25 protein-coding genes are annotated in these 26,147 nt (G+C 70.4%); 11 read left to right on the top strand and 14 right to left on the bottom strand.

Features of this window, described 5'->3' with window-relative positions; all coding sequences use genetic code 11:
- Nucleotides 1-6 precede the first annotated feature (6 nt).
- From A5757_RS04605 to A5757_RS04600, 3 genes are all read right to left on the bottom strand, one after another.
- Nucleotides 7-282: a WhiB family transcriptional regulator gene (locus tag A5757_RS04605; RefSeq protein WP_066829084.1), complete on the bottom strand. Its 276-nt coding sequence runs from the start codon at nucleotides 280-282 to the stop codon at nucleotides 7-9.
- A 146-nt stretch (nucleotides 283-428) separates the two neighbouring features.
- Nucleotides 429-623, bottom strand: coding sequence for a hypothetical protein (locus A5757_RS23095; protein ID WP_156618165.1), 195 nt, complete (start codon nucleotides 621-623; stop codon nucleotides 429-431).
- A 127-nt stretch (nucleotides 624-750) separates the two neighbouring features.
- Complete coding sequence (locus A5757_RS04600; protein ID WP_231983885.1) at nucleotides 751-2,865, bottom strand: ATP-dependent DNA helicase UvrD2; 2,115 nt, start codon at nucleotides 2,863-2,865, stop codon at nucleotides 751-753.
- A gap of 82 nt (nucleotides 2,866-2,947) precedes the next feature.
- Here A5757_RS04600 and A5757_RS04595 point away from each other — a divergent pair, with 82 nt between their 5' ends.
- Nucleotides 2,948-3,211, top strand: coding sequence for a mycoredoxin (locus tag A5757_RS04595; RefSeq protein WP_066829082.1), 264 nt, complete (start codon nucleotides 2,948-2,950; stop codon nucleotides 3,209-3,211).
- Between the two features lie 83 nt (nucleotides 3,212-3,294).
- On the opposite strand, the gene nudC is transcribed toward A5757_RS04595, so the two are convergent.
- The gene (gene nudC / locus A5757_RS04590) at nucleotides 3,295-4,236 is read right to left on the bottom strand and encodes an NAD(+) diphosphatase (RefSeq protein ID WP_066829080.1); all 942 of its coding nucleotides are present in this window, start codon (nucleotides 4,234-4,236) and stop codon (nucleotides 3,295-3,297) included.
- A complete protein-coding gene (locus A5757_RS04585; RefSeq protein WP_066829078.1) occupies nucleotides 4,233-5,327 on the bottom strand; it encodes a TrkA family potassium uptake protein in 1,095 nt (364 codons plus the stop codon). The genes nudC and A5757_RS04585 overlap by 4 nt, the downstream gene beginning before the upstream one ends.
- A gap of 46 nt (nucleotides 5,328-5,373) precedes the next feature.
- On the opposite strand from A5757_RS04585, the gene A5757_RS04580 reads away from it, so the two are divergent.
- Entirely contained in the window at nucleotides 5,374-5,769 is a 396-nt protein-coding gene (locus tag A5757_RS04580; RefSeq protein ID WP_066829076.1) for a hypothetical protein, read from the top strand.
- A 4-nt stretch (nucleotides 5,770-5,773) separates the two neighbouring features.
- Here the strand turns inward: A5757_RS04580 and A5757_RS04575 are convergent, their stop codons facing one another.
- Both A5757_RS04575 and A5757_RS04570 read right to left on the bottom strand, forming a co-directional pair.
- On the bottom strand, nucleotides 5,774-9,037 hold the full coding sequence (locus A5757_RS04575) for an ATP-dependent DNA helicase (protein WP_066829075.1): 3,264 nt from the start codon (nucleotides 9,035-9,037) through the stop codon (nucleotides 5,774-5,776).
- A complete protein-coding gene (locus A5757_RS04570) occupies nucleotides 9,034-12,180 on the bottom strand; it encodes an ATP-dependent DNA helicase (protein WP_066829073.1) in 3,147 nt (1,048 codons plus the stop codon). Before A5757_RS04570 ends, A5757_RS04575 begins: the two co-directional genes overlap by 4 nt.
- 64 nt (nucleotides 12,181-12,244) lie before the next feature.
- Between A5757_RS04570 and A5757_RS04565 the strand changes: the two genes are divergently transcribed.
- Nucleotides 12,245-13,027 (top strand): alpha/beta fold hydrolase, encoded by a 783-nt coding sequence (locus A5757_RS04565; protein WP_066829071.1) that lies wholly within the window; start codon nucleotides 12,245-12,247, stop codon nucleotides 13,025-13,027.
- Nucleotides 13,027-13,323 (top strand): MGMT family protein, encoded by a 297-nt coding sequence (locus tag A5757_RS04560; RefSeq protein ID WP_066829069.1) that lies wholly within the window; start codon nucleotides 13,027-13,029, stop codon nucleotides 13,321-13,323. Before A5757_RS04565 ends, A5757_RS04560 begins: the two co-directional genes overlap by 1 nt.
- Here the strand turns inward: A5757_RS04560 and A5757_RS04555 are convergent.
- The 3 genes from A5757_RS04555 to A5757_RS04545 all read right to left on the bottom strand — a co-directional run bounded on the left by A5757_RS04555 (nucleotide 13,320) and on the right by A5757_RS04545 (nucleotide 16,686).
- Complete coding sequence (locus A5757_RS04555; protein ID WP_066829137.1) at nucleotides 13,320-14,174, bottom strand: TIGR02569 family protein; 855 nt, start codon at nucleotides 14,172-14,174, stop codon at nucleotides 13,320-13,322. The genes A5757_RS04560 and A5757_RS04555 overlap by 4 nt on opposite strands.
- A gap of 101 nt (nucleotides 14,175-14,275) precedes the next feature.
- Entirely contained in the window at nucleotides 14,276-15,454 is a 1,179-nt protein-coding gene (moeZ, locus tag A5757_RS04550; RefSeq protein WP_066829067.1) for an adenylyltransferase/sulfurtransferase MoeZ, read from the bottom strand.
- Nucleotides 15,455-15,639: 185 nt separating this feature from the next.
- Complete coding sequence (locus tag A5757_RS04545; protein WP_066829065.1) at nucleotides 15,640-16,686, bottom strand: DUF3152 domain-containing protein; 1,047 nt, start codon at nucleotides 16,684-16,686, stop codon at nucleotides 15,640-15,642.
- 167 nt (nucleotides 16,687-16,853) lie between these two features.
- Here A5757_RS04545 and A5757_RS04540 point away from each other — a divergent pair, with 167 nt between their 5' ends.
- The gene (locus A5757_RS04540; protein WP_066829063.1) at nucleotides 16,854-17,531 is read left to right on the top strand and encodes a TetR/AcrR family transcriptional regulator; all 678 of its coding nucleotides are present in this window, start codon (nucleotides 16,854-16,856) and stop codon (nucleotides 17,529-17,531) included.
- Here A5757_RS04540 and A5757_RS04535 read toward each other — a convergent pair.
- Entirely contained in the window at nucleotides 17,518-17,769 is a 252-nt protein-coding gene (locus A5757_RS04535) for a DUF3107 domain-containing protein (RefSeq protein ID WP_066829059.1), read from the bottom strand. The genes A5757_RS04540 and A5757_RS04535 overlap by 14 nt on opposite strands.
- 235 nt (nucleotides 17,770-18,004) lie before the next feature.
- Here A5757_RS04535 and A5757_RS04530 point away from each other — a divergent pair, with 235 nt between their 5' ends.
- The gene (locus tag A5757_RS04530; RefSeq protein ID WP_066829057.1) at nucleotides 18,005-18,931 is read left to right on the top strand and encodes a hypothetical protein; all 927 of its coding nucleotides are present in this window, start codon (nucleotides 18,005-18,007) and stop codon (nucleotides 18,929-18,931) included.
- Nucleotide 18,932: 1 nt separating this feature from the next.
- Here the strand turns inward: A5757_RS04530 and A5757_RS04525 are convergent, their stop codons facing one another.
- Nucleotides 18,933-19,637, bottom strand: a complete 705-nt coding sequence (locus tag A5757_RS04525; RefSeq protein ID WP_066829055.1) for a ferritin-like fold-containing protein — start codon at nucleotides 19,635-19,637, stop codon at nucleotides 18,933-18,935.
- Between the two features lie 230 nt (nucleotides 19,638-19,867).
- Between A5757_RS04525 and A5757_RS04520 the strand changes: the two genes are divergently transcribed.
- On the top strand, nucleotides 19,868-21,463 hold the full coding sequence (locus A5757_RS04520; RefSeq protein WP_082929312.1) for a DEAD/DEAH box helicase: 1,596 nt from the start codon (nucleotides 19,868-19,870) through the stop codon (nucleotides 21,461-21,463).
- Nucleotides 21,464-21,481: 18 nt separating this feature from the next.
- Nucleotides 21,482-22,699, top strand: coding sequence for a hypothetical protein (locus tag A5757_RS04515; RefSeq protein ID WP_066829053.1), 1,218 nt, complete (start codon nucleotides 21,482-21,484; stop codon nucleotides 22,697-22,699).
- 6 nt (nucleotides 22,700-22,705) lie between these two features.
- Here the strand turns inward: A5757_RS04515 and A5757_RS04510 are convergent, their stop codons facing one another.
- Entirely contained in the window at nucleotides 22,706-23,512 is an 807-nt protein-coding gene (locus tag A5757_RS04510) for a ParA family protein (protein ID WP_197497248.1), read from the bottom strand.
- Between the two features lie 51 nt (nucleotides 23,513-23,563).
- On the opposite strand from A5757_RS04510, the gene A5757_RS04505 reads away from it, so the two are divergent.
- From A5757_RS04505 to A5757_RS04495, 3 genes are read left to right on the top strand one after another with little or no spacing between them, the layout of a single operon-like run.
- Complete coding sequence (locus A5757_RS04505) at nucleotides 23,564-24,178, top strand: acid phosphatase (RefSeq protein ID WP_066829051.1); 615 nt, start codon at nucleotides 23,564-23,566, stop codon at nucleotides 24,176-24,178.
- On the top strand, nucleotides 24,175-25,272 hold the full coding sequence (locus A5757_RS04500) for an isochorismate synthase MenF (protein ID WP_066829130.1): 1,098 nt from the start codon (nucleotides 24,175-24,177) through the stop codon (nucleotides 25,270-25,272). Before A5757_RS04505 ends, A5757_RS04500 begins: the two co-directional genes overlap by 4 nt.
- Complete coding sequence (locus A5757_RS04495; RefSeq protein ID WP_066829050.1) at nucleotides 25,269-25,751, top strand: GNAT family N-acetyltransferase; 483 nt, start codon at nucleotides 25,269-25,271, stop codon at nucleotides 25,749-25,751. The genes A5757_RS04500 and A5757_RS04495 overlap by 4 nt, the downstream gene beginning before the upstream one ends.
- Here the strand turns inward: A5757_RS04495 and A5757_RS04490 are convergent.
- Complete coding sequence (locus A5757_RS04490; RefSeq protein WP_066829049.1) at nucleotides 25,703-26,137, bottom strand: hypothetical protein; 435 nt, start codon at nucleotides 26,135-26,137, stop codon at nucleotides 25,703-25,705. The two genes, A5757_RS04495 and A5757_RS04490, sit on opposite strands and share 49 nt — an antisense overlap.
- Between the last annotated feature and the right edge of the window lie 10 nt (nucleotides 26,138-26,147).

Raw genomic sequence — 26,147 nt, 5'->3', positions numbered from 1 at the left:
CGGCAGTTACGCGACTGCCGAGCGCTCCTTACGCGGGCGTCCCCTCGGGCGTTTGCGGGCCACGACGCTGCCGCGATCGAGGATCTCGCCGCCCCACACCCCCCACGGCTCCTGACGCCGCAGAGCCGCGTCGAGGCATTCGCGGCGGATGGGGCAGTCCACACACAGCGCCTTGGCGCGTTCGAGATCGACGGGGCTCTCGGCGAACCACAGATCGGGATTTCCGGCGTGGCACGGCAGTTCCGGCAGCAACTTCTCGTCGAGGGTGCTCGCGAGAGACATCAGTGCAATCCTGCTTCCTGGTCGTTGTTGTCCTCTTGCACTTGACTTTTCGAGGATCTGCGACCAGGTCGTCGGGAGCTCCGACAAAGATGGCCACGGATCCGGTGACATCGGGTCCGTGGCCATTCGGCTCTTGGGGGGCTTACCTAGGTGGTGCCCCGCTTCACGGACGCGCCTGTCGCGGCGGCGGTAGCGGCACGGCGCTTACGCTCCACAGGAGCGGCAGCCGGGGCCGCGATATGCGCCGCTGCGACGGTGATCGGAGCGACAGCACGGTGGGTGCGCGGCATGCCGGCAGGCGCGAACTGGCCTACGCCGGTGAACGCATTGAAGCTGATCATGTCCGGGCACCCTCCTTCCGCACGCTTGGCCCAACCTGAGATTCTGAGGCTAAACGCTAACAGCCGAAACGCACAAGTGAATTTCTACCAGCGGTTTTGGCGCGATTTTTACGGTCCTTGACCGTTCTCACGACCGGGCTCTGACCATGGCGAGCACATCGCCGCCGTACTGCTCGAGCTTGCGGGCGCCGATGCCCGGGATCGCCACCAGCGCCGCTTCGTCGGTCGGCATGCTCTCGGCGATGGCGATCAGCGTGTTGTCGGTGAACACCACATACGCCGGGACCTTCTGCTCCTTGGCGGTCTGCAGGCGCCACTCCTTCAGTTCGGCCAGCAGTGCCTCGTCGAGATCGGACGGGCAGGTCTCGCAGCGGCGCAACATGATCGACGGCGGCGTGGTCAGCGCGCTGTTGCACACCCGGCAGCGCGGGGTCGCGCCACGCTGGCGGCGCGGCTTGCTAGGACCGGTGTCGGTCGCCGACTGGGGCGCCACCCCGTTGAGGAATCGTGACGGGCGCCGGCTCTGCCGACCGCCCGGAGCCCGGGCCAGCGCCCAGCTCAGCATGAGATGTGTTCGCGCCCTGGTGATTCCGACGTAGAGCAGCCGTCGCTCCTCTTCGACCGGTTCGCTGTCGGGTCCGTGGGACAGCGCGTGGGAGATCGGGAGTGTGCCGTCGGCGAGCCCGACGAGGAACACCGCGTCCCATTCGAGACCCTTGGCGGCGTGCAGCGACGCCAGCGTCACGCCCTGCACCACCGGTGGATGTCGGGAGTCGGCCCGCTGGCGCAGCTCGGTGACCAGACCATGCAGATCCAGTTCGGGCCGCACGGCGACTTCCTCGTCGACGAGTTCGGCCAGCGCTGTCAACGCCTCCCAGCGTTCGCGGGCCCTGGTACCGGCGGGCGGTTCGGCGGTCAGGCCCAACGGTTCGAGCACCGCGCGCACCACCTCGGTCAGCGCGCCGTCGACGTCGCGTTCGGCGGCCCGCTGCAAGGCGACCAGCGACTGGCGGATCTCCTGGCGGCTGAAGAACCCCTCGCCGCCGCGGACCTGGAAGGCGATCCCCGCTTCGGTCAGCGCCTCCTCGTACACCTCGGACTGGGCGTTGATGCGGTAGAGCACCGCGATCTCCGCGGCCGGTGTGCCTGCGGTGAGCAGCCGCTTGATCTCCTTCGCGACGGCGGCGGCCTCGGCCACCTCGTCGGGGTGTTCGGCGAACGTCGGGTTGGGACCGGGCGGCCGCTGTCCGACCAGGTGCAGTCTGCTGCCGGCCATGCGGCCGCGCGCTGCGGAGATCACGCGGTTGGCCAGCGAGACCACCTGCGGGGTGGACCGGTAGTCGCGTTCGAGCCGGACGACCGAGGCGTCCGGGAACCGGCGGGAGAAGTCGAGCAGGTAGCGCGGGGTGGCGCCGGTGAAGGAGTAGATGGTCTGGTTCGCGTCGCCGACGACGGTGAGATCGTCTCGGGGGCCGAGCCAGGCGTCGAGCACCCGCTGCTGCAGCGGGGTGACGTCCTGGTATTCGTCGACGACGAAGCAGCGGTAGCGGTCCCGGAACTCGGTGGCGACGGCGGCGTCGTTCTCGATCGCGGCGGCGGTGTGCAACAGCAGATCGTCGAAGTCCAGCAGCGTAGTGCCGTCGGTGCGGGCTTTGAGCGTCTCGTAGCCCGCGTACACGGCGGCCACTTTTTCGGCGTCGAACGGGACGTCGCGGCCGACCTCGGCGACGGCGGCCGGGTAGCCCTCGGGGCTGATCAGGGACGCCTTGGCCCATTCGATCTCACCGGCCAGATCGCGGACGTTGTCGGTGCCGGTCGGTACACCGGCTCGGTTGGCGGCCTGCGCGACGACGGTGAACTTGCTGTCCATCAGTTCCCAGTGGGTGTCACCGACCACGCGCGGCCAGAAGTAGCGCAGCTGCCTGCGGGCGGCGGCGTGGAACGTCATCGCCTGGACCGCGCCGGTGCCGACGCCGCCCGCCTGCTGATCCAGCGCGCGCAGGCGAGAGCGCATCTCGCCGGCGGCGCGGGAGGTGAACGTCACCGCCAGGACCTGACCGGGTGCGACGTGGCCGGCGGCGACAAGGTGGGCGATGCGGCGGGTGATCGTGCGCGTCTTGCCGGTCCCGGCGCCGGCGAGCACGCACACCGGCCCGCGGGGCGCCAAGACGGCCTCGCTCTGCTCGTCATCGAGATCGGTCAGGAGCCGTTCCCGTGACGAGGTGTGGACCTCGACCGGCATGCAGTCCATCTTGGCAGGCGTCACCGACAACCGCCCGTCCCGTGTGGGGCATGTCGAGGCCGTCGGATACGTTGGAATTCTTATGAGTGCTGACAGCGCCGGATCGACTGGCGAAGTGACCATGTACACCACATCCTGGTGCGGCTATTGCGTGCGGTTGAAGAAGGCCATGAAGGCCGAGGGCATCAGCTGGTCCGAGGTCAACATCGAAGAAGATCCGCAGGCCGCGAAGTTCGTCGAGTCGGTCAACGGCGGTAATCAGACGGTGCCGACGGTGAAGTTCCCGGACGGTTCGGCGCTGACGAATCCGAGCATCAAAGACGTCAAGGCCAAGCTCGGCCGCTGAGCTCCGCGCCCATGCGGGATGCCCAGATCGACGTAATGGCGGGTTCTTCTCGCACTTTCCCGCCCGCTTGTTCGTTTGGGCGGTCAGTCGTTGGCGTAGACCCAGGATTCGATGATCTCCCGGGCGATCGAGATCGAGCCGGGCAGCAACAGACGTGACGATGACGTGCTGTTCCAGTCCCCGTCGGCCAGGGCCGCGCGGATCTCGTCGCGGGTGAACCACTCGGCTTCGGCGATCTCACCGTCGTTGAACGAGAACGGCTGTTCGGGATCGCCGATCGCATGGAATCCGACCATCAGCGACCGCGGGAACGGCCACGGCTGGCTGCCCAGGTAGCGGACGTCGGTGACGGTCAGCCCGACTTCCTCGGCGATCTCGCGCACTACGCACGATTCGAAGGACTCCCCAGCCTCGACGAATCCAGCGAGGATCGAGAACAGCCGCTGCGGCCACACCGTCTGGCGGGCGAGGACGGCGCGGTCGTGGCCGTCGTGCACCAGGCAGATCACCGCCGGGTCGATACGCGGGAACTCCTCGTGACCCGTGACCGGATTGACCCTCGACCACCCGGCCTTGATGGGCTTGGTGGGTGCACCGTCCACCGGGCTGAACCGCGCGTGGTCGTGCCAGTTCAGCAGGGCGGTCGCGGTCGCGACCAGCTGTGCGCTGGTGTCATCGAAGATCTGACCGGCGCGCCGCAGGTCGAGCACCTCCACCTGGTCGCCGGCCGCAGCCCCGTCCTCCGGCGGCTCGAGGTTGGCCCGCACCCCCCAGACGTGCCTGCCGTCGGCGAGCCGGCCGAGGAACACCGCGTGGTCGGGAGGCGCATCGCCCAGGGCGCTCGCCCGTCCCAGCACCACCTGTCCCCCGGCGATCAGCACCTGGTTGCGCCGGTCCACCCGCAGCAGCAGCGCGTCGGCCCAGCCGGCCGATGCCGCATCGATGTCGGTGCGCAACGCGTCGGCACGGTCGGCGCCGACCCGCGACAGCAAAGGGACGTTGCGTAGCGCCGAGAAGTCCCTCATCGCTCGGAGTCCGCGTTGCGGATGTAGAGCAGGCGATCACCGGATTCGACGGTGTCGACGTCCGGCGAATCGACCCGCAGCAGCGACCCGTCGCGCACCACTCCGAGCACGATGTCGTGCAGATGCCGCGGGGACCCGCCGACCTCTTTGGGGGTGACCTCGCGCTCGGCGATCGCGAAGCCGGCATCGGGCGTCAGCAGGTCTTCCATGATCTGGACGACGCTGGGTGTCTGGGTGGCTATACCCAGCAGGCGTCCGGCGGTCTCCGAGGAGACCACCGTCGAGTCGGCCCCCGACTGTCGCAGCAGGTGCTGATTGTCCGATTCGCGGGCCGCGGCAATGATCTTTGCGTTGGGTGCGAGCTCGCGGGCGGTCAACGTGACGAGCACGGCGCTGGCGTCGTTGTCGGCGGCCACGATGATCGACTTGGCGTGCTGGACACTGGCCAACCGCAGCACCTCGGCCTTGGTGGCGTCGCCGTGCACGGTTACCAGGCCCGCGCCCTTGGCCCGCTCCAGCGCAGTGCCGTTCGTGTCGACGACGACGATGTCGGCAGGGGCGATGTCGTCCCCGACCATGGCCGCGACCGCGGTACGGCCTTTGGTGCCATAGCCGATGACGACGGTGTGGTTGCGCACTCTGCTCCTCCATCGCTGGATCTTCAATGCCGCGCGCGACTGACTGGTCAGGGTCTCGACCGTGGTGCCGATCAGGACGATCAGGAACGCCACCCGCAGCGGGGTGATAACCAGGACGTTGATCAGGCGGGCGGATTCGGTGACCGGCGTGATGTCGCCGTAACCCGTGGTCGACAGCGACACCGTCGCGTAGTAGACGCAGTCCAGTAACGACAGCGGGTCGCTGGTCTCCGGCGTGGCCTCGATGTCGCGGTAGCCGTGCCGGTCGAGGTAGACGATGATGACCGCCGCGAAGAGGGCGCCCGCCGCGTAGAGGATGCGGCGCAGGATCTTCTGCGTGGGGCTGACGAACGGCTCCGGGATGCGCAACACGTCGACCAGCGCCGCGTCGGGCTGAGATGTCAGATCCTGCTCGATGGCGGCGAGTCGCCGCCGAAGCCGGCCTTTAGCCACGAGGGTCCATCATCGGATGGGCTTGCCGCACCAGCACAATGTAATCATGACCTCTCAACCGGCCGAACTGCAGCAGATCGCCAACCCGACACGCGCTGTCCGCATGGCGGCGATGCTCGCCGGCATCGGCACCCTGCACTTCGTGGCGCCCAAGCCCTTCGACGGCATCGTGCCCGTCGAGCTGCCCGGCACGCCGCGGTTCTACACCTACGCCTCCGGCGTTGCCGAACTCGGCGTCGCCGCCGCACTGGCCGCACCGCGAACCCGCAAGGCCGGCGCCCTGGCGGCGATCGCGCTGTATCTCGCGGTCTTCCCGGGCAACGTGAACATGGTGCGGCTCTGGTGGGACAAGCCGTGGCCGATGCGCGCGATCGCGCTGGCCCGGCTGCCCCTGCAGATCCCGATGATCACCCAAGCCCTGAAGATCTACCGCAGCTCCTAGACCGTCACGCCGCCTCCGTCCGCAACATCGACGCCAACTCGGCGGCATCCGGCAGCGCGGGCGGATGCACGGTGCGACCCGACCGCACGTAGTGGAAGGCCGCCCGGACCCGCTCGACCGGACACCCGTGCAGCTCCGCCCACGCCTCGCGGTACACCGCGAGCTGGATCGCGGCCTGCCGCTGCGCCTCCGGGTCCCCGGCCGGTGCACCGGTCTTCCAGTCGACGACGGTGAATCCACCGTCGTCGTCGGCGAACACTGCGTCGATGCGTCCCCGCACCATCGTCTCGCCGATGACCATCTCGAACGGCACCTCGGTCTCGATCGGCGTGCGGGCCGCCCACGGCGAGACCATGAACGCCTCTTGCAGCCCCTCGAGCTCCCGTTCCTGGACGAGCTGTTCGGCTCCGTCGACGGCGCCGGGCAGATCGTCGAGATCGAACAGCCGATCGGCCCCATAGAATCGCTGCACCCAGTCGTGAAAAGCCGTGCCCAGCAACGCATGCGGGGCCGGCGGGGTGGGCAGCCTGCGGCGCAGCCGCTGAAGTACCCCGTCGCGGTCGCCGCTCAGCTCGACCAGGGTGCTGACCGACACCTGCACCGGCAGCGCCGCCGGCTCGGCATCCGGGGTCCGCTCCCGTTCGGCCAGCAGCGCGTCCACGTCTGCCGCCCACCCTTCGAGGTCCTCTGAACCTTGGCCGCCGGTCACATCGTGTCCGGCCATCGCGCGAGCCACCCGTAGGGCGCCGGCGTCGAGGTCGGCGCGGCGGTCCGCGGCTGGTTCGGCCGGCCACAGGACCTCGGTGACGTTGCCGCGCAGCGGGTTCGACTCTCCCGGCGCCGGTTCGGGCGCCCACTGGTCGACGACACCGCACGGACTGCCCGCGGCCGCCGCCCGGTCGATGATGTCCTTGAGCTCACAGAGGAACTCCGACGGACCGCGCGGCTTTGCTTCCGTGCCGCCCCAGTGGTGCCCTGACAGCAGCAGCGTGTCCTCGGCGCGGGTCAGCGCCACGTAGAGCAGTCTGCGCTCCTCGTCGGTCCGGCGCTGCTCGAGCCGGCTCTTGTGGTCATTGATCCTGTCCGACAGAACTTTCCGGTCGTTGACGTCGGAGGTGTCGAGGACCGGAACCCCGTGGTCGGTGGTGGTGGCGCGGTCGCCGCGCAGCAGCGGCGGCAGATCCGCGGGATCGGTCAGCCAGGTACGCATGCGGCCCGTCGACGGGAACACGCGACCGCTGAGGTGCGGCACCGCGACCAGTTGCCATTCCAATCCCTTGGCCGCGTGCACGGTGAGGATCTGCACGCGCTCGGTGGACACTGTCAGTTCCGCAGGCGCCAGCCCGTTCTCGACCTCCATCGCCGTGTCGAGGAAGGCCAGCAACCCGTTCACCGACGCACCCGGCCGGCCGGCGTAGTCGGTCACCACGTCGGTGAAGGCGTCGAGGTGTTCGGTTCCCGACCAGCCCGCGGACATCGGCCGGGCGGCGCGGGCCTCGACGTCGACGGCCAGCACCCGGCGCACCTCGTTGACCAGATCCGGCAGCGGGAAGCTCAGATGGGACCGCAGCGATGTCAGTTCGTCACCGAGCGCGGTGATCCTGCGGTACCCCTCGGCCGAATACCGCTCGGCGGAGCCGGGATCGCACACCGCGTCGGCCAGGCATGCGGTGTCGGCGTCGGGGGCGACGCGCGCGACGATCTCCTCGGCGGTGGCCTCCGGTCCAGCACCTCCGGTGTCGTCGAGTTCCCTGGCCCGCCGCCAGAGTGCGGCGACGTCCCGGCCGCCGAGCCGCCAGCGCGGACCGGTCAGCACCCGCATCGCCGAGCTGCCGGCGGTCGGATCGGCGACCAGCCGCAACATCGCCACGACGTCGGCGACCTCTGCGACGCCGAGCAGGCCGGCCAAACCGACCACCTCCACGGGCACCCCACGCTCGGTCAACGCCTCTGCGATCGGCGCGGCGTCGGCGTTGCGCCGGAGCAGCACCGCCGCCGTCAGCGGCGCCTCACCCGCCGCCCGCGCGGCATGGTAGCGCTGCGCCACCTCATCGGCGATCCAGTTCCGCTCGGCAGCAACATCATTGAGCAGCGCCAGCCGATTGGTTCCGGGCTGGGCGTCGGGCCGTGGCCGCAGCGCCCGCACCGCGACCGAACGCCGACGCGCCTCGGCTGACACGGCGTTCGCGAGGTGCAGCGTGCTCGCCGGGTTACGCCAGCTGGTGCGCAGTTCCAGTGTCGGTGCGGGGGTGCCGTCGGCGCGCGGGAAGTCGGTGGCGAACCGCGGCAGGTTGGTCGCCGACGCACCGCGCCAGCCGTAGATCGACTGGATGGGGTCCCCGACCGCGGTCAACGCCAGATCGTCGTCGGCGCCGCCGCCGAACAGCCCCGACAGCGCCACGCGCTGCGCGTGTCCGGTGTCCTGGTACTCGTCGAGGAGCACCACCCGGTAGCGGCTGCGCAGGTGTGCGCCCACCTGGGGGAAGTCGGCGGCCAGCTGGGCCGCGGCGCCCATCTGCATGCCGAAGTCCATGACGTTGTCGGCGCGCATCCGCGTGTGCAGGGCATCGATGAGCGGCACCAGCTCGGCGCGTTCGGATTGGGTGGCGAGCATCCGCAGCAGCCACTGGCTGGGGCCCCGGTCGCGCTGATACGGACCCGCCGGCAGCGTGTGCACCAACCGTTCCAGCTCGACGTGGGTGTCACGGAGCTGATCGGTCTCGACGAGGTGCTCAGCGAGCTGACCGGCCAGCCGCAGCACCATCCGCGTCACCGCGGCCGGTGTCTTGTCGGTCTCGAGCGGGCCGGGATGGGCGCAGACGACCTGGTGGGCCAGCTGGAACAGCTCCGTCTCGCCGACCAGCCGGGTGTCGGGTTCCAAACCGAGCAGTGGACCGTGTTCGCGCAGCAGCGTTCCGGCGAACGCGTGATAGGTGCTCACCGTCGGCATGTCGGTGGCGTCGCCGCCGCCGGCGCCCGGAACCAGCCCGGCGCCGGCCAGGCGCGCGAGCCGGGTGCGGACCCGCCGCAGCAGCTGCCCCGCGGCCTTCCTGGTGAAGGTCAGACCGAGCACCTGACCCGGTGTCGCGTATCCGTTGGCCACCAGCCACACCACCCGGGCGGCCATCGTCTCGGTCTTGCCCGCCCCGGCGCCCGCGATCACCACCAGCGGCCCCGGTGGCGCCGCGATCACCGCCGCCTGTTCTTCGGTCGGCGCGAAAAGACCGAGCGCCGAGGCCAATTCGTCCGGGCTGTAGCGGGCGCTCACGGCCGCTCACCCGCCGTCTGGGCCGGGCAGCTGCTGCGTACCGGGCAGTGTGCGCACCCCTCGTTGACCCTTGCGGTGAACCGCGGGCCCTGCGTGGCCGCCGCGGCCCAGCCGACCTGCGCGCGCCACGCGTCGAGCGCTTCGGCGCCCATCGGATCCTGCTCGCGCTCCGCGGGACCCGTTGCCGTGCTGCGGCCCAGATAGACCAGTTTGCCGCCACCGGGGACGTCCCCGTCCGGCAGCAGCCCCGCGGCCACGGCGAGCTGGTACATCGCCAGCTGAGCGTGCTGCTGGGCGTCGTCCTTGGTCACCGGCGTCTTACCGGTCTTGATGTCGACCACCACGAGTCGGCCTTGCGCATCGCGTTCCAACCGGTCGAGCCGTCCACGCAGCCGCACCGCAGGCACCCCGTCGGCGGCCTCGCTGACGAGGCCGTCCACGTCGATCTCCGTACCGACCTCGGTGAGCTCACCGCGGGTCTGGCCGCGCCACTGTGCGAACGCGGTCAACATCGCCTCGTGCCGACCCAGTTCGTTGTCGGCGTGCCAGGCCGCCTCGTAGGGCAGCTGCGACCAGATCCGCCGCAGATCGTTGAGCAGCCGGGTCTCGGTCAGCCCCGATTCGGCCACCAGCGCGTGCAGCAGCGAGCCGACCGCCGAGCGCACGTCCCGGCTGTCGCTGCCGCCGTGGCGTTCGAGCAGCCAGCGCAGCGGACAGTCGGTCAGCGTCTGCAGCGTCGACGGTGACAGCGTGACGACGTCCTGGCCGTCGGACCACAACGCCTCCTCGGTCGACAGCGGCGTCAGGGGCTGCCAGTGCCGCGGATCCGCTCCGGGGACGCCGGCCCGCGCGAGCCGGGCGAGTTGCGCTGCGGCACAGTCGCGCGCCGCGTCGTCGACGGTGCCGTCAGGGGCGCACACCACCGAGCGCAACCGGCCGACCAGCGCGGCGGGCGCCAGCACCCGGGGTGCGCGGACCGGGGCGATCTCGTCGGCCGGCCGCGAGCCACCCGGGCGTTCGCGCGCCAGCTCGGCGAGTTCGGCGCAGAAGGGCGACGGCAGCATCGCCTCGTCGCCGGCGTCGCTGTCCACCGCGGTCACCAGGACGTGTGTGCGGGCGCGGCCCAGGGCGGCCACGAGGAGGCGTCGCTCCTCGGCCAGCAGGGGCGCCCGCGACGACACCCCCCGGTCCTCGTCGGTGATGACGCCGTCGAGGACGTCGACGAGGCGCTGGGTGTTGAGCACGCCGCCACGCGGTGCGGTGTTGGGCCACAGCCCCTCCTGCAGCCCGGCGATCACGACGAACTCCCATTCGCTGCCCAGGGCGCGGTGCGCGCTCTGCACGGTGACCGCGTCGGCGGTCGACTGCTCGGCCGGGCTGCGCGGGGGCAGCCCGAGTGCCGACACGTGGTCGATGAAGGCCCGCAGCGAACCCGCGGGCGTACGGGTCACGAACTGCTCTGCGACATCGAACAATTCGGTGACCGCGTCCAGGTCGCGGTCAGCCTGTACACCGGCCGGACCGCCGCGTTCAGCGGCGGCCAGCCAGCGGCGCTGCAGTCCACTGCGGTGCCAGGCCTGCCACAGGGTGTTCCGCGGATCGAGCCCGGCGGCCGCGCTGCGTTCCGCGGCCGACAACACCGCACGGATCCGGCGCAGCGGTCGCTGCAACGCCGTCGGCAGGACCGGAGGTTCCCCGGTCAGAGCGTCGACGAGCAGATCGGCGAAGTCGCGGGGCGGCCTGCTGCCGTCGGCGCGGCGCAACACGCGCCGCAACTGCCGCATCGACACCGGATCGACCCGGCCGAGCGGACCGGCGAGCAGCGATTCGGCCTGCGCGCCGGTCAGCCCATCCGAGGCGGCCTCGAGCACCGTGAGCAGGGCGGCCACCGCGGGTTGCTCGGCCAGCGGTGCCGCGGCCGCGGGCAGGTCGACCGGGACGCCTGCCGCGGTCAGGGCGCGGGCCAGCGGGGCGCCCACCCGAGCCATGGACCGCACGACGACCGCCATCTCCGACCACGGCACACCGTCGATCAGGTGGGCCCGCCGCAGCGCGTCGGCTACCAGCGCCGACTCCGCGTGGGTGCTCGCCGCCAACCGTACGGTCACCGACCCGGCGCGGTCCGGGACACCGGCGAGCGTGGGGGCCGCGGCACCGGGCAGGCGTTGCGCCACACCGGAGATCGCATCGGCCACGGCGGTCGCGCAGCGATACGACCGGGTGAGCGTGATGACCGGGCTGTCGGACGGCTCGCGCAGCAGTGCCGGGTCTGCGCCGCGGTACCCGAACACCGCCTCATCGGGATCCCCCGCGATGACCGTGAGATCGGCACCCGGCATCAGAACCCGCACGAGCTGCGCCGCCTGCGGGTCCAGGTGCTGGGCGTCGTCCACCAGCAACAGCCCGACGCGAGCGCGTTCGGCGGCGAGCAGATCGGGGTCGGCGGCGAAGGCCTCGAGCGCCGCGCCGACGAGTTCGGCGGCGCCGAGCGCGGGCACGGTGGCCTGGGGGGCGGCCATGCCGACCGCAGCGCGGAGCAGCATGATCTGCTCGTAGGCCTGTGCGAACCGGCCCGCGGCCGACCATTCCGGCCGTCCACACCGCCGGCCGAGTCGTTGCAGCGCAGCGGGATCGACGCCGCGCTCGGTGCACCGTGCCATCAGATCGCGCAGCTCACCGGCGAAACCAGCCGTCGAAAGGGCCGGGCGCAGCGCCTCGGGCCAGGCCACGGCGGAACGGTCACCGTCCTCGAGGTCGCCGGCCAGCAGCTCGCGGATGATGCCGTCCTGCTCGGCGCCGGTGATCAGCCGCGGCGGCGCACCGCCGTTGCGTTGAGCTGCCAGCCGCAGCACCGCGAACGCGTACGAGTGCACGGTGCGCACGAGCGGTTGGCGCACCACACGACGGACGCCGTCGCGCAACAGCTCACGGGTGATCGCGGCCCGCGCCTGTGCGCCGAGCTGAGCCGAACCCGTCAGCAGCAGAACCGATTCGGGGTCGACACCGGCACGGATGTGCGCGGCCGCGGTACCGGTCAGCAGCGTCGACTTACCGGTACCCGGACCGCCGACCAGCCGGACCAACCCGCGGCTGCCGGGATCGAGCATGGGCCGGGGCGCCGTGTCCACGTCTGAAGCGGTCATGAACGCATGACACCACGGGGGTCTGACAAGTCGGTCCGCTGCGAAAGCTGGCACCATCGGCTGTATGCCCCTGCACGTGCACCGCTACGGACCCGACGGCCCCGCCCATCTGCTCGCCCTGCACGGCCTGACCGGGCACGGACGGCGGTGGGAGACGCTCTCCCGGCACCTGCCCGAGTTCACCGTCGTCGCACCCGACCTCATCGGGCACGGACGCTCGACGTGGGCGGCGCCGTGGACCATCGACGCGAACGCCACGGCGCTGGCGGCGCTCGTGGACGCCGAGGCCGAGGGTCCGGTCGTGGTGGCCGGGCACTCGTTCGGTGGCGCGGTCGCGCTAGCCCTGGCCGCGCAGCGCCCGGATCTGGTGTCCGGGCTGGTGCTGCTCGACCCGGCCGTGGGACTCGACGGGGACTGGATGCGCGAGATCGCCGACGACATGTTCGCCTCGCCGGACTACACCGATCGCGCCGAAGCCCGCCAGGAGAAGGTGTCGGGGTCCTGGGGCGAGGTGCCCGCGGCCGAACTCGACCGCGACCTCGACGAGCACCTCGTCGAACTGCCCAACGGCCGCAGCGGGTGGCGGATCAGCCTGCCCGCGATGATGGCCTACTGGAGCGAGCTCGCCCGTCCGGTCCCCGTCCCGCGCGACGGCATGCCGGTGACGCTGGTGCGCGCCACCCGCACGCACCCTCCGTATGCCACCGACGAGCTGCTCGGCGCGCTGGATGCCGCGCTGGGACCCAATCTCACGGTCCTGGAGTGGGATTGCGACCACATGGTGCCGCACGCGCGGCCCGAGGAGACCGCGGCGGTGATCCGCGGGCACCTCGACCGGGACCGGTGATGGCGGCGATCACCGACGCCCAGGTGGAGACCGTGCGTCGACTGGTCGCCGCCATCCCGGCCGGGCGGGTCAGCACCTACGGGGACATCGCCGACGCCGCCGGGCTGTCCAGCGCGCGCATCGTCGGCTGGATCATGCGCACCGACTCCTCCGACCTGCCCTGGCACCGCGTCGTCCCGGCGTCCGGTCGCCCCGCCGCCCATCTGGCCGACCGCCAGCTCGAACTGCTGCGCGCCGAGGGGGTGCTCGCCTCCGACGGCAGGGTGGCGCTGCGCGAGGTGCGCTTCGCGTTCTAGAGGATCAGCCGGACCAGGGCGGCGGTACGCGCCAGCCCGGGGAACGCCGCCGCCGTCGCCCGCGGGTGCAGAGCGTGGACGGCGAGCCGGAACATCAACGCGCGCAACAGCATCTGTGGCCACTCCGGCAGCGACGCCCACCGCTCGATCAGACCGTCGTCGGCTTCGCCCCAGGACAGCGCGTCGACCACCACGACGCCCGCGGCCCAGGACGCCGGCCGCCAGTACGGGGTGATGTCGGTGATCCCCGGCGCAGCGGCACCGGCGAACAGCACGGTGCCGTACAGATCGCCGTGCACCAGCTGACTCGGGCTCTTGGTGGGCCGGCGCAGCGTGGCCAGCTGGTTGATGAGCTCGACGGATTTCTGTCCGTCGGTGGATCCGGGCGCGACCCGCGCACCGGGCGGCAGCGAGTGCAGCGGCCGCTCCTCCCACGCCGCCCGGTCGGCCGCGATGAAGACATCGACGTCCGCCCACGGCGCCACCGGGGGCTGGGTCAGGAAACGCGGCCGTTCCAGCGTCGCCGTCGCCTCGTGTAGCCGCACGGCCGCCGAGACCACCTCGTCGTGGCGCGGTTCGGGTGTACCTGCGACGAAAGTGTCCGCGCGCCAGCCGGATACGACATAGCGACCGTCGGTGGACCGCACCGGCCGGGCCAGGCGCACACCGTCGACGAACAACGTCTCCCTGGCCTTCGCCGACCAGGCCGCGCGGGCGTGGTCGGCGATCATCGACAGCACCACCTCGCCGCAGCGCCAGCCGCCCTCCCAGGAGGACCCCAGCGGAACCGGCCGCACACCGACCAGACCGAACGCCGCAAGGACATGGTCGGGCGGTCGCTCGGAATTCACCAGCACAGGTTACTGGCTAAAGCCGCAGGTCCAGCCCGGATGACGGCCGTGTCGCATCACGGCTGGGCAACGGACCGGCACCCTCCTGGCAACGACAGCCGTCAGTACATCACCATGTCGGGCTCGAGCTGCTTGCCCCACGCCACGATTCCGCCCTGAACGTGCATGGCGTCGGAGAAACCGGCCTTCTTCGCGATGGCCAGCACCTCGGCGGAGCGCACCCCGGTCTTGCAGTAGAACACCGGCGTGCGGTCGACCTGCAGACGCGAGAGCGCTTCACCGGACTCGAAGGCGCCCTTGGGGATCAGTTCGGCGCCGTCGATGTGGTTGATGTCCCACTCGACCGGTTCGCGGACGTCGATGAGCGCCAGCGGCTTCCCGGAGTCCAGCAGCTCCTTGAGCTCCCGCGGGGTGACCGTCGAATCCGCGGCGGCCTCGGCGGCGGCGTCGGACACCACGCCGCAGAACTCTTCGTAGTCGATGAGCTCGGTGATCTTCGGCGTCGCGGGATCCTTGCGGATCCGGATGGTGCGGTAGCTCATGTCCAGCGCGTCGTAGACCATCAGCCGGCCCAGCAGCGGGTCGCCGATGCCGGTGATCAGCTTGATGGCTTCGGTGCCCATCACCGACGCGATCGAGGCGCACAGGATGCCGAGCACCCCGCCCTCGGCGCAGGACGGGACCATCCCCGGTGGCGGCGGTTCCGGGTAGAGGTCGCGGTAGTTGAGGCCAAGTCCGTTGGGCGCGTCCTCCCAGAAGATCGACACCTGCCCCTCGAACCGGTAGATCGATCCCCAGACGTAGGGCTTGTGCGCCAGCACGGCAGCGTCGTTGACCAGGTACCGGGTGGCGAAGTTGTCGGTGCCGTCGAGGATCAGGTCGTACTGCTCGAACAGCTGGACGGCGTTGTCGGGCTCGAGCCGGAACTCGTGCAGGTTGACCGTGACGAGCGGGTTGATCTCCAGCACGGAGTCCCGCGCGCTCTCGGCTTTCGACCGGCCGACATCGGACACGCCGTGAATGATCTGGCGCTGCAGGTTGGATTCGTCGACGACATCGAACTCCACGATGCCGATCGTGCCCACCCCGGCGGCGGCCAGGTAGAGCAGCGTCGGAGAACCCAGACCACCGGCGCCGATGACGAGGACCTTCGCGTTCTTCAGTCGCTTCTGACCGTCCACGCCCAGATCGGGAATGATCAGGTGACGGCTGTATCGCGCGACCTCGTCGCGAGTCAGTTCGGCCGCGGGTTCGACCAGCGGCGGCAACGATGACGACACCCGAATATCTCCTCAGTTCAGCGGCCCGCGGTACGCAGACGCACGCATATCAGGATAGGCGTCTGGCATAACCGCGAACGTGGCGCATTGCTTCCCGTCGACGGCGGCGAGCGTGCGCGAAATGCCACCGATCGCCGGCGTGTCGCGTGCAGACACGCACGCTCGGCGGGTCAGGTCAGGTCAGGTCAGGCGATCGGATACGGCCACGGGTTGAAGCGGCAGCTCAACCCGTCGGCGCTGACCGTCTCCGGATCGAAGCGGGCCGCGTCGTCATTGCTGGTCGAGAACGTCTGCTGCATCATGATCGGCGCGAGCGCGCCGTTCTCCGGGCACTGTTCGTGGCGCTGGTAGCCGATCGCGTGGCCGACCTCGTGGTTGATGACGTACTGCCGGTAGGAGCCGACGTCGCCCTGGAACGGCACGGCGCCGCGCACCCAGCGCGCCTCGTTGATGAACACCCTCGACTGGTCACCCAGATACGCCGGGTTGTAGCAGGACGCCTCCAGCGGGATGTCGTAGCCGCAGCCCTCCCGGATGGTCAGGGGCGAGGTCAGCGACACCCTAAAATCGGGTTCGCCCGAGTCGACGCGGACGAACGCGAACTGCGGATTGTGGGTCCAGCTCTTCGGGTTGGCCAGCGTCTCGGTGACCATCCGCGCGAAACCTTCGTCACCGCCGAAACCGGTGGTGTCCAGCCCGTCCTCGACCTCGACGGTGTAGGTGAACACCTTCGTGGTGCCCTGCCCGACCTGCGGGGACGTTCCGGGTACGACGTGCCACGTCTTGGCGCCGGCCTCGGTGAACGCGCCGCCGGCGGGCAGGATCCCGGTCGGCAGGTTCGCGTCGAACTGGGTGAGGCCCTTGGGCGGCGCCCCGACGATCGCGGTGCTGTCCACCCCGATGGTCGGCGGACCCTGCACCGGGCCTTCGTCGGCCACCTGCTGGGGCGCGGTGGTGCCGGTGATGGTCTGGAAGATGACGACGACGGTGAGCACCGCCAGCACCGGCAGCGCGTACGCGCGCCAGCCGTAGGTCGAGATGAAGCGACCCAGCCACGACTGTTTGCGCCACTGCTGACGGTCGTCCCGGTTCGAACGCACCCGGCCGGCGTCGATCGCCAACGGATCACGATGTGCGCGCAGGGGTTCGCGCACGGCACGTCCCGACTCTTCCCACTCATGGCGCAGCGCCGGAACATGACCGCCCCCGTGACGTCCCGGGTCGTAGGTCACCGCAACAGGATGGCACAGCGACAACGACTTCCGGCCCCGGCGCGCCACCGGCTGGGCGGACCGGTGTCATGAGGCGCCTGTCAGGCCATCGGTAGTACTGTCGACGGGATGAGCGCGCCGATCCGGCAGCGTCAGACGGGCCACCCGAAACCAGATTGAAGGACGTGATGAGCGATCTCGCCAACACCGCTGAGCGGAGAGGCGACAAGCCGGCCAACGGTGCCGGGCCCTCCTCCGGCGGCAACCGGCGCGGTAACCGACTGCCCCGCGACGAACGTCGCGGGCAGTTGCTCATCGCCGCGAGCGAGGTCTTCGTCGACCGCGGCTACCACGCGGCCGGTATGGACGAGATCGCAGAACGCGCCGGAGTCAGCAAACCGGTGCTCTATCAACACTTCTCGTCAAAGCTCGAGCTGTACCTCGCGGTGCTGCAGCGGCATGTCGACAACATGGTCTCCGGCGTGCGGCAGGCGCTGCGCACCACCACCGACAACCGGCAGCGACTGCGCGCCGCGGTGCAGGCGTTCTTCGACTTCATCGAGCACGACAGCCAGGGCTACCGGCTGATCTTCGAGAACGACTACGTCAGCGAGCCGTCGGTGGCCGCCGCGGTGAAGGTCGCCACCGAGGCGTGCACCGATGCCGTATTCGACCTGATCAGCCGGGATTCCGGGCTGGAAGCCCACCGCGCCCGGATGATCGCGGTGGGTCTGGTGGGCATCAGCGTCGACTGCGCCCGCTACTGGCTGGACGCCGACCGGCCGATCTCCAAGGACGACGCGGTCGACGGCACGGTGCAGTTCGCCTGGGGCGGACTGTCACACGTACCGCTCACCCGTTCTTGACGGCCTCCGCGCCGACCACCCCGAAGCCCACCCGGCGCACGTCCGCGGCGCCGATCTCGACGTAGGCGATCCGCGAGGTCTGCACCAGGAACCGCCGGCCCTTCTCGTCGGTCAGCCCGACCACACCGGTGCCCTCGGTCAGCGCATCGGTGACCAGCTTCTCCACCTCGGTCGGCGTCTGCGCGCTGTTGAAGACGAGCTCGCGCGGGCTGTCCGTGACACCGATCTTGACCTCCACGCTGAAACCTTCCGTTCGTATTCCGTCGCCGCCGCCCGGCGGCTGCCGCGTTCCTGTCGAAAGGCTAGTGGACGCGGCCACGACTGCGCCTGTGCGGGCACTACGCGCTGAGCGAAGCCGGGAGCGACCGAACCGAATCCGGACCGTGATCAACACGTCGCCTTGGCGCCTCGTCTGTCACTTCTGTCTCGTTAGTCTCGGATCAGACCCTCTCACCCGTCTACCGGAAGTAGTCATGAGCAGGCCTTTTCCGCCGAACCCCCAGTCCCCCACCCGTACCGAGCGTCTCGAACGCCCCGGCGCGGGCAGCTCGCCCTACGGCACCTTCGGCGACTACAGCACCTACGACTCCTACCGGCGTTCCGGCCGTGATCACGGATCGAGCTACCAGGACCACTCGGTGCGCACGCGCACCCGGCACCGCGACGATCACCCCGGCTACGCAGGCCACGAGAGCTACGGCTACTCCGGCGCGTCGGGCCGAGCCGACGATTTCGAGGACGGCTACGGCGACTACGGCTACGGCGACGATGGAGAGGATTACGACGCCTACGTCGGTGGCGCCTACACCGAGGTGGACCGCCGCTGGGTGTGGATCGGCGGTATGGCCGGCGCAGTGCTGCTGGTCGCGGTGATCTGCACGATGGTCATCCTCGGCGGCGGCGACAGCGGATCGGTGTCGGCGACGGTGGCTGCGCCCACCGAGAGCAGGACACCGGCGACCGCAGCGGCGCCGGAGCCGTCCGCACGTCAGGCGCCGTCGGTCACGCTCTCCCCCGAGACCGTGACCACCGTGACGCCGACGGCCCCCCGGACCCCGGATCCGAGCGTCACCGCCGCGCCCGCTCCTCTGCCGACCGCCGCGGCGGCGCCGCCGGCCGCGACAGCGGACCCCCGCACGATCACCTACACCGTCGCGGGCAACAAGCAGCTCATCGACCTGGTCACGGTCATCTACACCGATCGGCAGGGTGCGCTGCAGACCGAGCTGAACGTGGCGCTGCCGTGGACCAAGACCGTCACCCTCGATCCCGGGGTGCAGCTCAAGTCGGTCACTGCGACGAGTGTCGGCGGGCAGCTGACCTGCGCGATCACCGATACCGCCGGGACGACGCTGGTCGCGCAGACCAACCCGTCGATGCTGGCCACCTGCACGCAGTGACTCAGGCCAGGCCCAGCTCCTGAATGCGCGTCCGGTGGGTCTCCTGCAACCGGTCGAAGAACTCTGCGATCTGAGTGAGGCCCTCACCGCCGGCCATCACCAGGTCGACGAGTTCATCGTGGTCGGCGAGGACGTACTGGGCCTGCGTGATCGCCTCGCCCAGCAGTCGGCGCGACCACAGCGCGAGCCGGTGCCGCTGACGTTCGCTGGCCGTGACGGCGGCACGCACCTCGGCGACCACGAACTGGGAATGGCCGGTCTCGGCCAGCACCCCGCGCACCACGTCGGCGATCTGCGGTGGCAGAGCGTCGGCGATCTCCAGATAGAAGTCGGCGGCCAGGGCATCGCCGATGTAGGTCTTGACCAGCGCTTCCAGCCACGTGCTGGGCGTCGTCAACCGGTGGTAGTTCTCCAGCGCCGACGCGTACCGGGTCATCGCCGGCACGATGTCGACCCCGCGGCGCTCCAGCTCGTCGCGGAGCAACTCGTAGTGACTCATCTCCGCGGCCGCCATGCTCGCCATGTTGATCCGGCCGCGCAGATTGGGCGCCATCCGCGCTTCTTCGGTGAGCCGGTAGAACGCGGCGACCTCGCCGTAGGCCAGTAAGGCGAACAACTCGACGACACCGGGATGGTCGGCCGACACGCCGGACACGTCAGGGGCTGCGGCCTGCCCGGATGGGGCCGCGGGCTGGGTCGGAGTCATGCGGCAACTCTAGACGGCGACGCCGCCGCCGACAGATCGCGAACCCCACCAGGTAGAATGGCCGACGGGTCCGCTGTTTTGCAGCTGTGACCAGAGATAATGTGCGTGCACGCAGTCGGTCTGCCTTACCTATGAGGCCCGGGCCCCGGTGCTACTTCGTCGAAACTCGTGCGCGCGTGAACATCCGCGATGAACCACGAGGATCGACTCGAAAGGCACTGTCCTACCGTATGACCGAATTCACCGACACCACTTCCGAAACCACCGACGACACCGCGATCCCCCAGGTCACCGAGGTTGTCGAGGCCGAACCCGCCAAGATCTCCTTCGCCGATCTGGGCGTGCGCGAAGAGATCGTCCGCGCGCTGGCCGAGGACGGTAAGGAACACCCCTTCGCCATCCAGGAACTGACCATGCCGATGGCACTGGCCGGCGACGACCTCATCGGCCAGGCCCGCACCGGCATGGGCAAGACCCTGGCCTTCGGTGTGCCGCTGCTGCAGCGCATCACCACCGACCCCGAGCGCGACCTCAGCGGCATCCCGCGCGCGCTCGTGGTCGTCCCCACCCGCGAGCTGTGCCTGCAGGTCTACGAGGACATCGCCCGCGCCGCCAAGTACCTCCGCGTCGGCGACCGCAAACTCTCCGTCACGTCGATCTACGGCGGCCGTCCCTACGAAGCGCAGATCGAGGCGCTGCAGAAGGGCGTCGACGTCGTGATCGGCACCCCCGGCCGGCTGCTCGACCTCGCCCAGCAGGGCCACCTGCGCCTGGGCGGTCTGAGCATGCTGGTGCTCGACGAGGCCGACGAGATGCTGGACCTGGGCTTCCTACCCGACATCGAGCGCATCCTGCGCCAGATCCCCGAGGTCCGGCAGGCGATGCTGTTCTCGGCGACCATGCCGGATCCGATCATCACCCTGGCCCGCACTTTCATGACCCAGCCCACGCACATCCGGGCGGAGGCGCCGCATTCGGCGGCCACGCACGACACCACCGAGCAGTTCGCCTACCGCGCGCACGCGCTGGACAAGGTGGAGATGGTGAGCCGCATCCTGCAGGCCGAGGGCCGCGGCGCGACGATGATCTTCACCCGTACCAAGCGCACCGCCCAGAAGGTGTCCGACGAGCTGGCCGAACGCGGGTTCAAGGTCGGCGCCGTACACGGCGACCTGGGTCAGGGCGCCCGCGAGAAGGCGCTCAAGTCGTTCCGCACCGGTGAGATCGACGTGCTGGTCGCGACTGACGTCGCGGCACGAGGCATCGACATCGACGACATCACCCACGTGATCAACTTCCAGATCCCCGAGGACGAGCAGGCCTACGTCCACCGCATTGGCCGTACCGGCCGCGCCGGCAAGACCGGTATCGCGGTGACGCTGGTCGACTGGGACGAACTGCCCCGCTGGTCGATGATCGACAAGGCGCTCAGCCTGGGCGTCCCCGAACCGGTCGAGACGTACTCGAGCTCCCCGCACCTGTACGAGGAGTTGAGCATTCCGACCGACGCGGGCGGCTCGATCGGCGCATCGCAGGCCAAGGCTCCGGCGAAGCGGACCGAGCGTGGCGACCGTTCCGAGCGCACCGAGCGTTCCGAGCGCACCGACCGTTCCGGCGACAAGCCGGCCCGCACCCGGACCCGCACCCGCCGCCGCACGCGCGCCGGCGAGCCCAGCACCGGGCACTTCGCCCCCGCGAACGACAGCGGACCTGCCGACACCGCCGCAGACCCGTCGAGCGGCCCCGCCGACGGCGACGAGGCCCAGCCGGCGCGCCGGCGGCGCAGGCGCCGTCCGCGCAAGGCGTCGACAACCACCAGCAGCTGATTCCGAGCCCGGACTTCCGTGGTTCGACCCGAACGCCGCACGCGCGGTGACATGGTGGCCGCCGCCGCGATCGTCGCGGTGATCGCGGTGACCGCCGCCCTGGTCTGGTGGACCAGCGACGCCAGGGCCACCATCAGCCGGCCCGCGGCGACCACGATCGAGGACCTCCCGTCCGCCGACGCCGTTCCCACCACCCTGCACGAACTGTGGAGCGCCCAGAGCCCCGAGACACGCCGGCCCGTCGTGGTCGGCGGCGTGGTGGTGACCGGCGACGGCGGCACCGTCGAGGGCCACGATCCGGCCACCGGGGCCGCCCTGTGGAGCTACGCCCGCGACCGCGAACTGTGCGGTGTCACCTCGGTCTACCACTACGCCGTCGCGGTCTACCCCGACCGGCGGGGCTGCGGCCAGGTCAGCACTGTCAACGGCCGCACCGGCAAACGGGGCGCCGCCCGCACCAGCTACGCCGATGACACCGTCACCCTGTCCACCGACGGCACCACCGTCCTCTCCGCCGGGGAGAACCGACTGGAACTGTGGCGCTCGGACATGGTGCGGATGATCAGCTACGGCGCACTGGACGCCCGCATCAAACCCGACGTGCCCATCACCCCGCTGTGCCGTCTGACGTCCGCGGCGGCCAGTTCGTCGGCGGTGTCGGTGCTCGAGGCCTGCCCCGACGCACCGGATCTGCGGCTGACCCTGCTGCGGCCCTCGGACGAGGAGGACATCCCGGACATCAAATACGTCGAGTTGCCCGGCGTGGCAGCCGACTCCGACGCCCGCGTGATCGCGGTGTCGGGCACCACGACGGCGGTCTACCTCCCCACCCCCGCACCGACGGTGAACATCGTCGACGAGACCGGGACGACCATCGCCAGCACCCTGGTCGGCCGGCCTGCCACTTCGCAGGCCGCCGCCGCGCGAGCCGGTGACCTGCTCACCTGGTGGACCGGCAGCGAGGTCATGGTGTTCGCCGCCGAGGGGCTGCGTTACCAGTACACCGTGACCCCGTCGGGCGGGCATCTGCCGCTCGGCCCCGGCACCGAGATGGCCGGGCGGCTACTGGTACCGGTGACCGACGGCTACGACGTGTTCAACCCGGCCGACGGCGCGGGCGAACGCCATCTACCGATCGCCCGGCCGGCCACACCGGATGCCGTGATCCCCGCCGTCGCCGGTACGCACATCGTCGAACAGCGCGGTAGCGAACTGGTGGTCCTCGGCGCGGGCTGAGCGCCCCTAATCGACCTCGGGGGTGAACGTGGCCATCGCCTTACCGCTCTTCCAGTGCTTGAGCAGGGCCTCGGCCAGCTGCCGATACGCCACCGCACCCTTGTTCTTGCGCCCCGCCAGCACCGACGATCCGGACGCACTCGCCTCGGCGAACCGCACGGTCCGCGGGATCGGCGGCGCCAGCACCGGCAGCGCGTAGCGGTCGACGACGTCGAAGAGCACGTCACGGCTGTGGGTGGTGCGGGAGTCGTACAGCGTCGGCAGCGCGCCGAGCATCTTCAGGTCCGGATTGGTGATGGCCTGGACGTCGGACACCGTGCGCAGGAACTGCCCCACGCCGCGGTGCGCGAGCGTCTCGCACTGCAGCGGCACGATCACCTCGTCGGCGGCGGTCAGACCGTTGAGCGTGAGCACCCCCAGCGACGGCGGACAATCGATGATCACCACGTCAAAACGGGCGCTCACCTTCGCCAACGCCCGCTTGAGCGCATGCTCGCGCCCCGCCCGCATCAACAGCATCGCCTCGGCCCCCGCCAGGTCGATGTTCGCCGGAAGCAGCGTCATCCCCTCCGGTGTCTCCACCAGCGCCGTGTCCGGTTCCACATCGCCGAGCAGCACCTCGTGCACCGACACCGGCAACTTGTCCGGGTCATGCCCGAGGGAGAACGTCAGCGACCCCTGTGGATCCAGGTCGACGAGCAGCACCCGTTTGCCGTTTTCGGTCATCGCTGCACCCAGCGACGCCACCGTCGTCGTTTTGGCGACCCCACCCTTTTGATTGGCGACCGCAAGTACTCGCGTCACGCTGCCCATCCTGACACGCCCACCCGCCGAGCACCGGGACGTGCGGCAGAATCGGTGGGCGTGGGCCTCACCGATCACCGGCTATTGCTGATCCGGCACGGCGAAACCGAATGGTCGCGCTCGGGGCGGCACACCGGTCGCACCGACCTGGAGTTGACCGACACCGGTCGCGACCAAGCCACCCGCGCGGCCGAGGCGCTGGCGCGGCTGGAACTCGACGATCCCCTGGTGATCAGCAGCCCCCGCCGCCGCGCCCTGGATACGGCGGCGCTGGCCGGACTGACGGTGGACGAGGTGTCCGAGCAACTGTCGGAATGGGATTACGGCGACTACGAGGGCAAGACCACCCCCGAGATCCGCGAGACCGATCCGGAGTGGCTGGTGTGGACCCACGGTTGTCCCGGCGGGGAGAGCGTCGGCGACGTCGCCGCGCGCGCCGACCGGGCGGTCGAGATGGCGCTGCAGCATCTCGAACAGCGCGACGTGATCTTCGTCGGGCACGGCCACTTCTCGCGCTCGGTACTCACCCGGTGGGTGGAACTGCCGCTGGCCGAAGGGATTCGCTTCGCCATGGTGGCTGCCTCGGTCGCCGTGTGCGGATGGGAACACGGGGTGCGCCAGATCAGCGCACTGGCGCTCACGGGGTATCCCCACTCGTGCGCACCGACGCCGTGACGGCCGAACCGTCGTTCGTCCTCGCCGGCGCCGACGGGGCGGTGATCGCCGACGGGATGCACACCGCCTACCCCGTCCTCGCCGACGCACGGGCCGCGTTGACGTCCGGCTCGGCGCCGATCGTGTTGGGCGCCTTGCCTTTCGACAAGACCCGCCCGGCCGCGCTGATGCGTCCGCAGCGGGTGCGCTTCGTCGACACGCTCCCGGACTGGCCGCTTGCGCAGCTGCCGGCCGTGCGCGTCACCGAGACGCTGCCCGCCCCCGACGAGCACCGGGCGCGGGTCGCCGCCGCGGTGGGCACGCTCAACGATCCGGCGGGCGGTCTGCAGAAGGTGGTGTTGGCGCGGGCGTTGCGGCTGGCCGCCGACGGTGAGATCGACGCGCGGACCGTCCTGCGACGGTTGGCGGCCGACGATCCGCACGCCAACGTCTATTTCGCCGATCTCACCCCCGCGGGCGGCCGGTACGCCGGCGCCGGATTGGTCGGCGCCAGCCCGGAATTGCTGGTGGCCCGCCGCGGTGACGTGGTGACCTGCCGACCGTTCGCCGGATCCGCACCACGGTTCACCGACCCCGATGCCGACCGCGCGAGCGGTGCCGCACTGGCTGAGTCCGCCAAGAACCGTCACGAGCACGCCGTGGTGATCGACGAGATCCGCGCCGCACTGAAACCGTTGTGCGTCGATCTGCAGATCGCGCCGCAACCGCAGCTCAGCGCGACCGCCGCCGTATGGCACCTCAACACCCCGATCACCGCGCGAGTGCGCGAAAGTGGTACCACCGCACTGGATCTCGCGATCGCGCTGCATCCGACGCCGGCCGTCGGCGGCGTCCCCGTCGATGCGGCGACCGCCCTGATCGACCGGCTCGAGGGTGATCGCGGCTTCTACGCCGGCGCCGTCGGCTGGTGCGATGCGTCCGGCGACGGGCGGTGGGTGGTGTCCATCCGGTGCGCGCAGCTGTCGGCCGACCGGCGCAGCGCCGACGCCCACTCCGGCGGCGGGATCGTCGCCGAATCCGACCCCGACGACGAAGTCGCCGAGACCACAACGAAATTCACCACGATCCTGTCCGCACTGGGGGTGACGCCATGACCGTCGAGATCCGCCGGGCCCGGCCCGGTGACGAGGTCGAACTGACCGCGCTGATACACGAGCTCGCCGAGTTCGAGCACGCCGCCGCCGAGTGCACGGTGACCGAAGATCAGTTGCGCGACGCGTTGTTCGGTGACGGACCCCCTGTGTACGGGCACATCGTCGAGGTCGACGGGCAGGTTGCCGCGGGGGCGCTGTGGTTCTACAACTTCTCGACGTGGGACGGCGTGGCGGGTATCTATCTGGAGGACCTGTTCGTCCGGCCGCAGTTCCGCCGCCGCCGGCTCGGGCAGAAGCTGCTGGCGACCCTGGCCCGCGAATGCGTCGAGCACGGCTACAGCCGGCTGAGCTGGGCCGTCCTCGACTGGAACGTCGACGCGATCGCGCTCTACGACGCCGTCGGCGGCAAACAGCAGACCGACTGGATCACCTACCGGGTGTCGGGACCGGAGTTGTCGGCGCTCGCCTCGGAGATCTGATCCTCGTCGGCGGCCAGCCACTGCAGCGCCGCCGGGCTGAACAACAGCAGCAGCGCCACCAGCGCGACGACCGCGACGGGGATTCCGTAGAACCACTGGTGCGAGCCGACCGCCACGTACCAGGTGACCGGGAGCAGCAGCAGCTGGGCGAACACCGCGATGCCACGGCCCCACCGCCGGCCCGTCCACAGCGCCCAACCCGCCGCGAACACCCCGCCACCGATCACCAGAAACCAGATCGCGGTGCCGAATCCGCTGACGATGTGCTGGTCGGCGCCCATCAACCCGCGAACCACCAGCACCACGGCGGCCGCGAGCCCGGCGGCACCCTCCAGCAGCACGAGCACGGCGGCCTGGCGGACAGCGGTCGGCGCGGGAACGGTCACGCTGTCGAGA

It is taken from the genome of Mycobacterium sp. 852013-51886_SCH5428379, from assembly GCF_001665575.1.
Taxonomy (GTDB): domain Bacteria; phylum Actinomycetota; class Actinomycetes; order Mycobacteriales; family Mycobacteriaceae; genus Mycobacterium.
The sequence above is the reverse complement of the archived record's forward strand: the minus strand, read 5'-3'. Positions and strand labels throughout refer to the sequence as shown.